General features: G+C 60.9%; 13 protein-coding genes. 2 read left to right on the top strand and 11 right to left on the bottom strand.

Translation table 11 applies throughout. From position 1 onward, the window contains the following. Positions 1–13 precede the first annotated feature (13 nt). Positions 14–541 (top strand): hypothetical protein, encoded by a 528-nt coding sequence (locus BLW80_RS10530; protein ID WP_139285801.1) that lies wholly within the window; start codon positions 14–16, stop codon positions 539–541. Positions 542–652: 111 nt separating this feature from the next. On the opposite strand, the gene ptsN is transcribed toward BLW80_RS10530, so the two are convergent. The 7 genes from ptsN to BLW80_RS10495 form a co-directional block, all read right to left on the bottom strand. Further along, a complete protein-coding gene (gene ptsN, locus BLW80_RS10525; RefSeq protein ID WP_093757866.1) occupies positions 653–1,114 on the bottom strand; it encodes a PTS IIA-like nitrogen regulatory protein PtsN in 462 nt (153 codons plus the stop codon). A gap of 223 nt (positions 1,115–1,337) precedes the next feature. Next, positions 1,338–1,943 carry a ribosome hibernation-promoting factor, HPF/YfiA family gene (gene hpf, locus BLW80_RS10520; protein WP_089266375.1) on the bottom strand — a complete coding sequence of 202 codons (606 nt, stop codon included), beginning with the start codon at positions 1,941–1,943 and terminating at the stop codon, positions 1,338–1,340. Between the two features lie 59 nt (positions 1,944–2,002). Beyond that, positions 2,003–3,679, bottom strand: a complete 1,677-nt coding sequence (gene rpoN, locus BLW80_RS10515) for an RNA polymerase factor sigma-54 (protein WP_093757865.1) — start codon at positions 3,677–3,679, stop codon at positions 2,003–2,005. A gap of 90 nt (positions 3,680–3,769) precedes the next feature. Continuing rightward, positions 3,770–4,786: an LPS export ABC transporter ATP-binding protein gene (lptB, locus tag BLW80_RS10510; protein ID WP_093757864.1), complete on the bottom strand. Its 1,017-nt coding sequence runs from the start codon at positions 4,784–4,786 to the stop codon at positions 3,770–3,772. 197 nt (positions 4,787–4,983) lie between these two features. Further along, entirely contained in the window at positions 4,984–5,664 is a 681-nt protein-coding gene (locus tag BLW80_RS10505) for an LptA/OstA family protein (protein ID WP_089266372.1), read from the bottom strand. Next, positions 5,661–6,410: an LPS export ABC transporter periplasmic protein LptC gene (gene lptC, locus BLW80_RS10500; RefSeq protein WP_093757863.1), complete on the bottom strand. Its 750-nt coding sequence runs from the start codon at positions 6,408–6,410 to the stop codon at positions 5,661–5,663. The genes BLW80_RS10505 and lptC overlap by 4 nt, the downstream gene beginning before the upstream one ends. Before the next feature lie 176 nt (positions 6,411–6,586). Next, a complete protein-coding gene (locus tag BLW80_RS10495; protein WP_093757862.1) occupies positions 6,587–7,201 on the bottom strand; it encodes a ribonuclease D in 615 nt (204 codons plus the stop codon). Positions 7,202–7,370: 169 nt separating this feature from the next. Between BLW80_RS10495 and BLW80_RS10490 the strand changes: the two genes are divergently transcribed. Then, complete coding sequence (locus tag BLW80_RS10490) at positions 7,371–8,207, top strand: NYN domain-containing protein (protein ID WP_093757861.1); 837 nt, start codon at positions 7,371–7,373, stop codon at positions 8,205–8,207. 36 nt (positions 8,208–8,243) lie between these two features. Here BLW80_RS10490 and BLW80_RS10485 read toward each other — a convergent pair whose 3' ends face one another. The 4 genes from BLW80_RS10485 to BLW80_RS10470 form a co-directional block, all read right to left on the bottom strand. Then, positions 8,244–9,920 carry a thiamine pyrophosphate-binding protein gene (locus tag BLW80_RS10485; protein ID WP_093757860.1) on the bottom strand — a complete coding sequence of 559 codons (1,677 nt, stop codon included), beginning with the start codon at positions 9,918–9,920 and terminating at the stop codon, positions 8,244–8,246. A 49-nt stretch (positions 9,921–9,969) separates the two neighbouring features. Next, positions 9,970–11,472: a tripartite tricarboxylate transporter permease gene (locus BLW80_RS10480; protein ID WP_092140811.1), complete on the bottom strand. Its 1,503-nt coding sequence runs from the start codon at positions 11,470–11,472 to the stop codon at positions 9,970–9,972. Further along, complete coding sequence (locus BLW80_RS10475; protein ID WP_093757859.1) at positions 11,469–11,918, bottom strand: tripartite tricarboxylate transporter TctB family protein; 450 nt, start codon at positions 11,916–11,918, stop codon at positions 11,469–11,471. Before BLW80_RS10475 ends, BLW80_RS10480 begins: the two co-directional genes overlap by 4 nt. A gap of 73 nt (positions 11,919–11,991) precedes the next feature. Then, the gene (locus BLW80_RS10470) at positions 11,992–12,957 is read right to left on the bottom strand and encodes a Bug family tripartite tricarboxylate transporter substrate binding protein (protein ID WP_093757858.1); all 966 of its coding nucleotides are present in this window, start codon (positions 12,955–12,957) and stop codon (positions 11,992–11,994) included. Positions 12,958–12,997: the final 40 nt, after the last annotated feature.

Genomic DNA, 12,997 nt, shown 5'->3' with positions numbered 1-12,997 from the left:
AGCGAGGAACACAATGCAAAACACTGCCGCGATGAACTCGGACGTCAAAGCTCTCCTCACTTTGCTGTTGCTGAAGACCGGCACCAGTTCGCCGGAGATTCACAATGCTCTGCAGCTTGCTGCCGCATCGCGGGTAATGATGGCGGAAGAATATGCCAATCCGATGCGCATGCAGGGCATAGAAGCTTCAGGCAGCAACGTCGCCAAGCTTCGTCCCGCAACCGCCGTCAACGTTCCTGAAACGTCAGCGGCCGTGCGACGCATGAAGCAGAGCGCAGACGCGATGAATTCCGACGTCAAGGCGCTGCTGACGTTGCTGCTGCTCAAGAGCGGCGCGGATTCCAACGAGATCCAGACCGCACTGCGGATGGCAGCATCGTCGCGCGCAGTCGCTGCAGCGGAAGAAGCAGAATCGATCCGTGCCGAAACGCAAGCCGAAGCTGCCTCTGCGGCCATGAACGAGCTCGCATCGATCACCGCGCGGCAGGCGGTGCGCAACGAGTCGCTCGCTCCAATCTCGGCCAAGGAATTCGCGGCGTAAGCTGGCAAGGCCAACCAGCCTTCCATCTCCGCGCAAGCAGGGATCTGGTTCGGAACAGAGAAACGCCCGGTCCAACCGGGTGCTTCCAGCGTAAGCTGCGGGGTGAGATGGTTAGGCGGCTGTCGCTGGCGGCAAAGCGAGCACCGAATAGATCGCCTGAGCGTCACGGGAGGCACGCAGCTTTTTGGCGACGTCCTGATCGCGCAGCAGACGTGCGATCCGTGCCAGCGCCTTCAGATGATCGGCGCCCGCACCTTCCGGCGCCAGCAGCAGAAACACCAGATCGACCGGCTGGCCGTCCATGGCCTCGAAATCGATCGGACGATCGAGACGCGCAAACAGGCCGAACAGCTTGTCGAGCTTCGGCAACTTGCCATGCGGAATGGCAACGCCATAGCCCACGGCCGTCGTACCGAGCTTCTCACGCTGCAACAGCACCTCGAAAATGGCGCGGTCGTTCTGACCGGTGAGCGCGGAAGCGCGCCCAGCGAGCTCCTGCAGCGCCTGCTTCTTGCTGTTGACCTTCAACGCCGGGATTATCGCCTCGGGCGCGACCAGATCGGTAATCGTCATTGACCGTTCCGAGGATGTTTGACCGTCAGCGGGTAGTTAGAACCAAAACCGGCAGCGTCAAGAAAGACTGGAAAGGGACATCGTTCCTGTGATGGAAAACGCGCCGGGCGCGAACGCCCGGACGTACTCTAGCACCGGAACCCCCCATGCGAAATCCATTGACCGGTATAACCCTGTCAAAGGCGGCGGACCATAGGGAGGGGCCGTTTGGGCGTCAATGCCGTCAGGACGGTTTAACCACCGGTGGATCGACCCAACCCACGTTACCGTCGCCTCGGCGGTACACGATATTCACCCGACCGGTACTGCCATGCAGGAATAGCACGACGGCCGCGCCGGTGAAATCAAGTTCCATGACAGCTTCGCTCACCGAGAACCGCTTCAGCGACCTGGTTGATTCGGCAATGATGACCGGATCGTAGCCACTGTCGGCATCGCCCTCATGATCGGGCGCCTCAAGGATGTAGCTCGGCGCGTCCAAAGTCGGGGCCGTGAGTTCAGCCATTGCCTGATTTTCAGCATGCGTCTTGCGCGCGGAACGATCCTTCAGCCGGCTCTTGTAGCGACGCAAACGTTTCTCGATCTGAAGCAACGCCTGATCGGCACTGGCATAAGCATCCGCTGCATTGGAGTCCGCTTCGAGCGTAATTCCGGAATCGAGATGCAACGCACAATCGGTGCGGAAGCCGAAGCCGTCTTTGCTGAGCGTGATGTGACCGGAATAGTTGCCATCGAAATATTTGCGAAGGACCTCATCGGTCCGCTCGCTCACGCGGCCTCGCAAAGCGTCTCCGACATTGATGCTTTTTCCCGAGATACGAAGGGTCATGCTGATGCCTCGATTCTTCTGCCTTGAACCGACAGTATCCCGTTTCCACGGGAGTGCAATCAAGCTGGTGCAGTGTCGCGGGATCGGTCGGGTGCCCTATCGGACGGAGTGGCGGGTGCCGTGAGTGCATTGCCGAGCATACTCTGCTTGTCGCGCCGGCGCTGAACTGAAGACGGGATACGCATGGCTTCACGGTATTTGGCAACGGTACGGCGCGCGATATCAATTCCGGCTTCGCGCAAGCGTTCCACGATCGTGTCGTCCGAAAGAATAAGAGAAGGACTTTCTCCATCAATCAATTGCTTGATGTGATGTCGCACCGCTTCAGCCGAATGCGCTTCGCCACCATCAGCCGACGCGATCGATGCCGTAAAGAAGTATTTCAATTCAAAGCTGCCGCGATTTGTCGCCATGTATTTATTGGCGGTAACGCGCGACACCGTCGATTCATGCATTTGAATGGCATCAGCAACCGCCTTGAGATTCAGCGGCCGAAGATGCGCAACACCCTGCGTAAAGAAGCCATCCTGTTGCCGGACGATCTCGGTCGCAACCTTCAGGATAGTACGCGCGCGCTGATCGAGCGCACGCACGAGCCAGGTCGCATTCTGTAGACAATCCGTGAAGTACGACTTGTCGCCATCCTTACGGATCGTTTTCGACAATTCAGAATAATACACCTGGTTCACGAGAACGCGCGGCAGTGTGTCGCTGTTCAACTCGACATGCCAGCCGCCATCGGGACCCGGCCGCACATAGACATCAGGCACTACGGTCTGCGTTCGCGCCGAGCCAAACTTCAGACCGGGCTTCGGATCGAGTCTGCGAATCTCACCGATCATGTCGGTCAGATCTTCGTCGTCGACGCCGCAGATTTTTCTAAGATTGCCGATGTCGCGCTTGGCCAGGAGATCGAGATGCTCGACCAATGCCTGCATCGCGGGGTCGTAACGGTTCTGTTCACGCAACTGGATTGCAAGACATTCGCTGAGACTGCGCGCGCAGACACCCGGCGGATCGAATTTCTGCAACGCACCGAGAACACTTTGGACATCGTCAACAGAGGCACCCAGCCGCTCATGCACGTCGCCGAGATCTTGCGGCAGGTAGCCGGCCTCATCAACGAGGTCGATCAGATACTGACCGATCATCCGCTGCGCGGGCGACGAGAACGCCACCGAGAGCTGTTCGGCGAGATGGCTGCCGAGCGTCACTTCCGCGGCAACGAAGGCCTCAAGATTGTAGCTGTCGTCGTTGGAGGCGCCGCCGCCCCATTCGGTATAGGCGGTCGGAGCAGCGTCTTGTGCGTTGCGTGCGGCGGCTTCGGCCGGCTCTTCGGAAAAGACGTTATCCAGCCCGGTGTCCAGGGTCTGTTCGATCTCGGCGCGGGTGCCGAGTTCGCGGTTCATCCACTCGTCGGGCGCCGGCGCATCGAAGCTGTCGCCGCCTGAACGATCGGAAAAATCGAAATGGTCGCCGCCATCGTCGTGGCCGGAGGCATAGCCCGCCTCGTCCTGGCTCGAAAACTCGCTGCGCTCGGGGCTGGCCTCGCCGGCCACGGGCGGCTCAGGACCGTCGCTGGCGCGTTCCAGCAGCGGATTGCGCTCCAGTTCATCTTCGACAAAGGTTGCGAGATCGAGATTCGACAGCTGCAGCAGCTTGATGGCCTGCATCAGCTGCGGCGTCATCACCAGCGACTGGGATTGCCGGAACTCTAGTCTCTGCGTCAGCGCCATGGAGGCAAAAACCGATCCAAAAGTTGGTCCGTTTCTTGCTTATCTCTTTCCCGGCCTGATGTACACGGCTTGACGAATTGTAAATTTGGTCTAGAGGCGGAATTCCTCGCCAAGGTAAAGGCGACGCACGTCCGGGTCAGCCACGATCTCCTCAGGAGATCCCTCCGTCAGGATTTCACCAGCATAGACGATGTAGGCGCGGTCTGTCAGCCCCAGCGTTTCGCGCACGTTGTGGTCGGTGATGAGCACGCCGATGCCGCGATTGGTCAGGTGACGGACCAGGTCCTGAATATCTCCCACCGCAATCGGGTCGATGCCGGCAAAGGGCTCGTCGAGCAGCATGTAATTCGGCCGCGTCGCCAGCGCGCGCGCAATTTCAACGCGGCGGCGCTCACCGCCGGACAGCGCGATCGACGGCGACTTGCGCAGTCTCTGGATGTTGAACTCTTCGAGCAGCCCGTCGAGCTCGCGCTCGCGCTTCTTGCGGCTGGGCTCGACGACCTCCAGCACCGCACGGATGTTCTGCTCGACCGTGAGGCCGCGAAAGATCGAGGCTTCCTGCGGCAGATAGCCGATGCCGAGGCGCGCACGTTGATACATCGGCAGCTGGGTGACGTCGTGGCCGTCAAGCTCAATAGCGCCGCTGTCGGGCTTGATCAGGCCGGTGATCATGTAGAACACCGTGGTCTTGCCGGCGCCGTTCGGTCCGAGCAGACCGACGGCCTCGCCGCGGCGAACATAAATGCTGACGCCGCGGGTGACCTGGCGTGAGCCGAAGCTCTTTTTCACATTATGGACGGCCAGATAGCCCGCACGCGGGGCAGCTTTTGGTGCGGCGGCGCCGTTGGTCCGGGGCCGCGGCGGCGCCTTGTCCGGACGGCGGGCCGGTGCAGGCTGTGGGGCACGCGGCGCCTCCGCCCGGGCTTGCGGAACCTGGGGCGTATCGGCCGGGGCGGTCCGCGCGAGTGGCGGCGCCTCACGGCTGGGATTGCCCAGCATGTCGCCCATGCTGTCGCCGAGCGCCGTGATGTCGACCGGCGACCGCGCAAAACCCTGCGGACCGCGTTTTGGAGCGCGCCGACGGAACATGCCGAGGAAATCAACCATTCGCGCTTCGATCAGCCTCTAAACGTCATCCGCGCCAGGTCGCGGCATGTTCGATCACTGGGAACAGCATGGCGGACTAGATGTCCCTTGCCCAGCCGAACGCCAAGCCTTCCATGTCGATTAAAACAATGGCGATAACGGGTTACGCAGCCAGATTCAACCGGATCCGGCTCGTCTATATCGGCAAACCCTTCGAGTTACTTGGGTTTTCCGCCTCCAGGCCCGGGTATGATCGAGGTCGGGCCACCGCCACCCTTCTGGCCGGACGACTCGAACATGCCCTGGACCCTGCCGCTGTTGGATTCGACGCGTGAGGTGCCCGTGGTCATATCCACGGTCAGACGATCGCCGCGCAGCACATTCTTGCCCTGGGTAAGCACAACATTGCCCTGCATGGTGACGAGATTGGTCCGGGTGTCGAACACCGCCGTCTCGCCGGTGACGACCTGGTCCTTCTGGGTGACGATGACGCCGCCGCGCGCTTCAAGCCGCTTGATCGCCGACGAACCGCCCGGGCCCGGCTGCGCCGCCTTGATCGGCGCCTTGGGCGCAGCCTTGGCCGCCGGCTCGTTCGCGGAGCCGCCGCCGTCATAGAAGACCACGAGAGTCTTCGACTTCATCGTGGTGTCGCCCTGCACGACCTTCACATCGCCTGCGAAGGTCGCTTCCTTTTTCTTGTCGCGCATTTCCAGCGATGCGGCCTCGATCTGGATAGGCTGATCGCGATTCTGCGAGAAGCCCTGCATCGCGTTCGGCACACCCTGCACCGCGCTCTGCGCATTTGCATCGGCTGTCAAAGCCAGCACGAGCACGGCGATCGCAGCGCCGGTCACCCCGCGAAATCGGACATTACTGACGGGAAAAATCATCACATTCATTTCGCGTTGGCGCGCTTGCCGTTGGTGGCCCGCGGTTTCACGGGCTCCGGCGCGGCTTCGGGCTCCGCCACGGTCTCAGGCTGAGCCGAAGCGTCCGGCGAAGGCGGGTCCATCTTCAGGTTCATCGACACACCGCCCTCGAACCGAACCAGCTCACCGTGTTCCGTGATGCGCATCCGTTGCCCGACCAAAGTGCCATTGAGAAGTTTGACATCGACCGGTTCGTCCGACGTGACCGTGCCATTGGCAATATCAATGTTCGCCTGTGTCAGCTTGGCTTCGTAGCCGGTCGTCGTTTGCAGGAAAATGTCCTGATACAGATAGAGCATCTGCGATTTCGAATTGAACTTCCCGGTGCGGGCATCCATCGTCATCGTCGACTTGTCTTCCATCATCACCTTGGCGCGCAAGGTCGTTAGTTCGACATTGTCGGGATCTGTCAGATCCTGCGTCGCGGCCTTGGCCCATAACTCATAGGGCCGCCCGTCCGGCGAGAAACCGGCCAGATGCGGCGTCTCCATGGTGATCTTGGTCCCCGAAACGACCAGATTGCCCATGTCGAGCGGCAATTTGGCGAGGATCCGGAACGGATTGAAGATCGACACGCCGACAATCGCCGCCATCGACAGGATCACAACGGCAGGGACAGCAATCCGCAGCAGGCGCACCAGACGGCTATGGCGTGCCGCGGCCCTGAACCGCGCATCCATGCCCGCCTGATAGCTGGGAATCTGAACTGAACTCACCGTCGCTCCAACGGGCCATGCCGAAAAGGGCCACACCGAAAGGCCTACCAAACCGGCGCCAGTCTACGCTGAAATGCACCGGTTTGCAGCCCCGCCCCACCAGAACGAGGAGTATGACCGAAACGCGGCGGGAGAGACCCTGAACTGTTTCAGAAAGTCACTTCGCCGCAGGTCGGTCACGAATGAGCGAAAATATCCTCGTTTTCCCAGCCCGAGAGGTCCAGCTTGGCCCGAGTCGGGAGGAAGTCGAAACAGGCCTGCGCCAATTCGGTGCGGCCCTCGCGCGTCAGCATGACGTTCAGCCGCTCGCGCAACCCATGCAGATGCAGCACGTCCGACGCCGCGTAGGATAGCTGGGCCTCGCTGAGGGTCTGACTGCCCCAGTCGCTCGACTGCTGCTGCTTCGATAGATCGACGCCGAGGACTTCGCGGACCAGATCCTTGAGACCATGCCTGTCGGTATAGGTGCGGCACAGGCGGGAGGCGATCTTGGTGCAATAGACCGGCTCGGGCATCACGCCGAGCGCGTTGTAGAGAGCCGCGAGATCGAACCGCGCAAAGTGAAAGATCTTGGTCACCTTCGGGTCACCGAGCAGCTTCTTCAGGTTCGGCGCGTCTGTGTGGCCCATCGGGATCTGCACGACATCGGCACTTCCATCGCCGGGCGAGAGCTGCACCACGCATAGCCGGTCGCGATGCGGATTGAGACCCATGGTCTCGGTGTCGATCGCAACTGAATTGGTGTAGCGGCTCAGATCCGGCAGATCGCCGCGATGCAGGCGGATGGTCATGGTCTTAATTGCCTCTTTAAGCGCCCGCGATTCGCGGGATTTGGGTGACTTTACCGCGCAATGGCCGGGCTGACGAGAGATACGGTCCCTCAGCTATGTTTCGCCTGTAGCGAAAAGCTGACAGACTGAGCGGGCCATTCATCCATCGCGGAGCGGGCAGAGGTTGCAGATGAACGTCGCACAGCAGCGTTTGCCCCGTTTCGCGGTCCTGATCGATGCCGATAACACGTCCCCGCAGATCGCGGGCGGCCTGTTCGAGGAAATCTCCAAATTCGGCGAAGCCAGCGTTCGCCGGATCTACGGCGACTTCTCGAGTCCGCAGCTCAAATCCTGGGCCGATATCCTGCAAAAACACGCCATCGATCCTTACCAGCAGTTCGCCTATACGAAGGGCAAGAACTCATCCGACATCGCGCTTGTCATCGACGCGATGGACCTGCTGCATAGCGGACGGTTCGACGGATTTTGCCTGGTGTCCTCCGACAGCGATTTCACCCGCCTTGCCTCACGGCTGCGCGAGCAAGGCGCTGACGTCTACGGTTTTGGCACGCGCAAGACGCCCGAGAGCTTTCGGCAAGCCTGCCGACGCTTTGTCTATACGGAAAACCTGATCGCCGAGCGTGCGACGACTACGACCGAGCAGCCGCCAGCGGCGGCCGCCTTGAAGACCCCGGCTGCGGCGATTCCCATTTTGGAAAGGGTCGTCGCCCAGCTTGGCAATGAAGACGGCTGGGTCAATCTCGACCGCGTCGGAGAGCAGCTGCCGAACTTCGTCTCCGATTTCGATGTCCGGAATTACGGTTTTAGAAAATTGAGCGATCTCGTGCGCAAGACTGAAATCTTCGAGATCGAGAAGACCGAAGCCGGTCGCCTGAGGCTTCGGGCCAAGCCGAAGGCGAAGCCAGCAGAACCGAGGCCGACGGAAGCAAAGGCAAAACGGAGAGAGGCATCTGGCCGCGCCAGAAAATCTGCCAAGGACCGCGAAAAAGCCGCCAGCTCGAATTAGCGACTTTCCAGATCAACGACAGGCTCCGGACCAGCCTCAGATGCGCCGGTCGGGCGTCAACTGGTTGCGATTGACGCGCAACTCGATGATCGAGGGCCCCTTGGCCTCCACCGCCCGGGCGAAAGCTGCAGGAAATTCCTGATGCGTTTCGATGGCCTCTCCATAAGCGCCATAGGATCGGGCGAGTGCCGCGAAGTCGGGATTGAGCAGGTCCGTGCCGCTCGGACGATTCGGGAAATGAAGCTCCTGATGCATCCGGATAGAGCCATACATCGCATTGTTGACGATGATCACGACAATCGGCAGTCGTTGCTGGACCGCGGTCGCGAATTCCTGCGAGGCCATCATGAAGCAGCCGTCACCGGCCAGGCAGACGACCCTGCGTTCGGGATGGCGCAACTGCGCTGCAATCGCCGCCGGCAGGCCATAACCCATCGAGCCGGACTTCGGCGCGATCTGGGTGCCCAGCTTTCTGTAGCGATAATAGCGATGCAGCCAGATCGTATAGTTGCCGGCGCCATTGGTAACGATGGCATCGTCCGGTAATTTGGTATTGAGGTGATCGATCACCGTAGCGAGATCGAAAGGCGGCGCATCGGTGCGCGGCGCCTGATAGTCGACGTAAGCCTGACGCGATTCCGCGCGCCAGCTGGCCCATGCCCCGCTGTCGAGCGGAAACAAATCGGCCAGCGCTTCGGCGAAGCGCGAGGAATTGGCGGGAATCCCGAGGGTTGGCACATAGACGCGGCCGAGTTCGTCGGGTCCAGGAAACACGTGGATCAAGATCTGTTTCGGAGTTGGGACGTCGAGCAGGGAGTAGTGATTGGTCGTGACATCTCCCAGCCGATCACCGATCACCAGCAGCAGATCCGCCGTTTTGACCCGCGCCATCAGCGGGCGGCTGCAGCCGAGGCTGATATCGCCGATATACTGGTCACTGCGGTTATCGAGCACATCCTGCGAGCGGAAACCGGCGACGACCGGCAAATCGTTGCGTTCGACGAAGGCCGTGAACTGTTCGACCGCGGCCGAGGTCCAGCCGAGATTGCCGACGATCACCAGCGGCCGCTGCGCCTTTTGCAGCAGCGCGCGCACTTCGGCCATCTGCGACGCCGACGGCGAAGCTTCGATGACAGTCGCAGGCGCCGCATCGGCAACGTCGCTCATCGCGCTGAGCACGTCTTCAGGGATCGAAAGCACCACCGGCCCCGGCCGTCCCTGCATCGCGACATGAAAAGCCCGGCTCACCAGTTCCGGAATGCGATCGACCGCGTCAATCTCGACGGCCCATTTCGTCATGTCGTCAAAGGTGCGGACGTAGTTCATCTCCTGAAAGCCTTCACGGCCCAGATGACTGCGCGGCACCTGCCCGACGATCAGGATCATCGGCGTGGAGTCTTGCCACGCGGTGTGCAATCCGAGCGCCGCCTGCATGGCGCCAGGGCCGCGGCTGACCACGCAAATGCCCGGCCGGCCTGAAATTTTGCCGTCGGCTTCAGCCATATGAGAAGCCGTGGTCTCATGCCGGCAGACAATGAAGCGGATCCCGGCATCCGGCTCATACAGCGCGTCAAAGATCGGCAGTGCGCTTTCGCCGGGAACGCCGAACATGCGATCGGCGCCATTGCGCCGCAAGGCCGCGACGAGAATCTCGCCACCATTGCGCTGACCGGCCTTGCTGACCGATGACTGTGTCGGTTCGTGCTTGTTCATTGCGTCTCTCGTCCTGATCTCGCCCGCCGAAATTGCGGACAGAGCAATCTCATTCCTGGAATACTTCGCCCCGGCGCTTGCTGATCGACGGCATCACGATCGAAATCAGCAGGGCAGCCGATAGCAGGAGCAACGTGAGGCTGATCGGCCTTTGCAGAAACACCATCGGATCCCCGTGCGACGTGATCAGGCTGCGCCGGAAATTCTCTTCGACCATCGGACCGAGCACGAAACCCATCAGCAGTGGCGCCGGTTCTGCGTCGAGCTTGCGCAGGATGTAACCCAGCGCCGTAAAGCCCACGGTCATATAGATGTCGAAGCTCGAATTATTGACCGAGAACACCCCGATCGCGCAGACCACGAGAATGACGAGATAGAGAATACGATACGGCACGTTGAGCAGCCGGACCCAGATGCCGATCATCGGCAGATTGATGATCACAAGCATCGCATTGCCCAGGAACATGCTGGCGATCAGACCCCAGAACAGATCCGGCTGACGCGAGATAATCGTCGGCCCTGGCGCAATACCGTGCAGCGTGAGCGCGCCGACCAGCAGCGCCATGGTCGCGCTGGTCGGAATCCCCATGGTCAATAGCGGAACGAATGACGTTTGCGCCGCAGCGTTATTGGCCGACTCCGGCCCTGCAACGCCCTCGATAGCGCCGTTACCGAAGCGCTCGGGCGTTTTGGATACGCGCTTCTCCAGCGCATAAGACGAGAACGACGCGATGGTGGCGCCGCCACCGGGCAAGATTCCAAACAGCGTACCCAGCAGCGTACCGCGAGTCACCGCCCCCCAGGCGCCGCGCAACACTTTAAACGACGGCCAGATACTGTTGATCTTCGAATGGTTCACGATGCGGGTCGAGACGTTTTCGAGGTTGGAGATCACCTCGGCCACGCCGAACAAACCCATCACCAGCGCGACGAAATTGATACCATCAGACAGCTCGATCAGCCCGAACGTCATTCGTGCTTCGCCGGTATTGATATCCATACCCACCATACCGAGCAGCAGGCCGAGGAAGATCATCGCCACGGCCCGGAAGGCCGAACCGTTGGCCAGCACCACCGCAGACACCAAACCCAACACCATCAGCGAGAAGTAGTCCGGCGAGGCGAACTTCTGCGTCATCAGCGCAAGCGGCGGACCGAGCAGTGCAATCACGACAGTTCCGAAACATCCCGCGATGAAAGAACCGATTGCGGCGATGGCCAGCGCCTCGCCGGCGCGGCCCTGTTGCGCCATCTTGTAACCGTCGATGGCTGTGACCACCGACGTCGACTCACCTGGAATATTGACCAGGATGGCCGTAGTCGAACCGCCATATTGCGCGCCGTAATAAATTCCGGCGAGCATGATGATGGCGCCAATCGGATCAAGCGCGTAAGTGGCCGGCAACAGCAGCGAGATAGTGGCCACTGGACCGAGGCCGGGCAGCACGCCGATCAACGTACCGCAAACGGCGCCAACGAGGCAGAACAACAAGTTGAGCGGCGTCGCGGCGATGGAAAACCCGTGGCCGAGGCCGGCGAAGATATCCATCATGGCAGCACACTCACCGGAATCTTGAGAAGCCAGACAAAGACCACCGAGGAGGCGATCGCCAGGAGGACGCCAGTAATCGCGCTGGCAAGCCAGGTCGTTTCGCGCGAGGCGAAATGAGACAGACCGACCTGCACCAGGATCGCGATCACGAGACCGGCGCGTTCGACCAGGAGACCGAACGCCACGAAGGACAACAAAACGAAAAACAGTGGCCGCAGATGCAGCCTACCGACCGACACGCCCTCCGTCGTCACCCCCTTGACGATCATGACGAGACCCATGCCGAGCAGGATCAGGGCTAGGCCAAGCGGAAAATAACCCGGGCCCATGTCGAGCACGGAGCCGATCGTCAGCGTGCGGATATAGAGCAAAGCAACGATGGCGACGACGACCAGAAGCAGCCCCGAATAGAAGTCCGAATTCCCACGCTGCGCGATTGATTTCATGGCGGGCTCCTATGCCGTCGGAGGCGGATGAAGGCAGCGATGCAATGAATCCGCCGCCCGCGATGTCGGGTGATCAGGTCTTCTTCTCGGAGATTTCCTTGAGCAGCGTGCGCCACTGCTCGACTTCCTTGGTGATCTGCGCGGTGTATTCGGCCGGCGTAGTGAACACGGTCGATGCACCGGCGACCGCCATGTTCTTCTTCACTTCGGGATCCGCAGCCATCTTCTTCAGGGCGGCCGACACCTTTTCAACGATTGCATCCGGTGTCGACGCCGGCGCCATGATGCCGTTCCACGACTCCACCGCATAGCCCGGCGATACGGTCTCGGCGACCGTTGGAAGCTTCGGCGTGAATTCGCTGCGTGTTGCAGACGTCACGGCAAGTGCGCGCACGGTATTGGCTTCGATCTGCGGCAGTGCGTCGGTCATGTTGGTGAAAGACAGATTGACCTCACCCGCAACCACTGCGGCCGTCGCCGGCGATCCGCCCTTGAATGGCACATGGGTCATCTTGGTGCCAACGCGGGCATCGAAGAGGGCGACGGAGAAGTACATCAGACCGCCGGCGCCGCTGGAGCCATAGGTCAGCTTGCCGGGATTGGCCTTGGCATATTTGACCAGATCTTCCATCGAGTTGATTGGAAGCGACGGATTGACGATCACAGTCTGCGGAATGGTGCTGACGACACTGATCGGCTTGAAGCTCTTGACCGGATCATAGGAGGTGGTCTGCGCGACCGGCGCGATCGAGATCGCACCCACGCTGCAGACGCACAGTGTGTAACCATCGCCCGGGGACTTCGACACGAGATCGGAGCCAACGATGCCGCCGGCACCGGCGCGATTGTCGACGATCACTGTCTGACCGAGTTCCTTCTCCAGGAAACGCGCGGTGATGCGCCCGACCGCATCGGTGTAGCCCCCCGGAGCATAGGGCACAACGAGCTTGATCGGCTTCGTCGGCCACTCCTGCGCCGAGGCAGTGGTGGCACTCAATCCGGTACCCATCAGCAGGGCCGCTACGAGAAGTCGCTTCATCGGTTTTTCCTAGTGATTGAGAAAATGTCGAGAGGGCTTC

The organism is Tardiphaga sp. OK245 (assembly GCF_900108575.1).
Classification (GTDB): domain Bacteria; phylum Pseudomonadota; class Alphaproteobacteria; order Rhizobiales; family Xanthobacteraceae; genus Tardiphaga; species Tardiphaga robiniae.
Note: the sequence above shows the minus strand (reverse complement) of the source record. Positions and strands in the feature narration are given on the sequence as shown.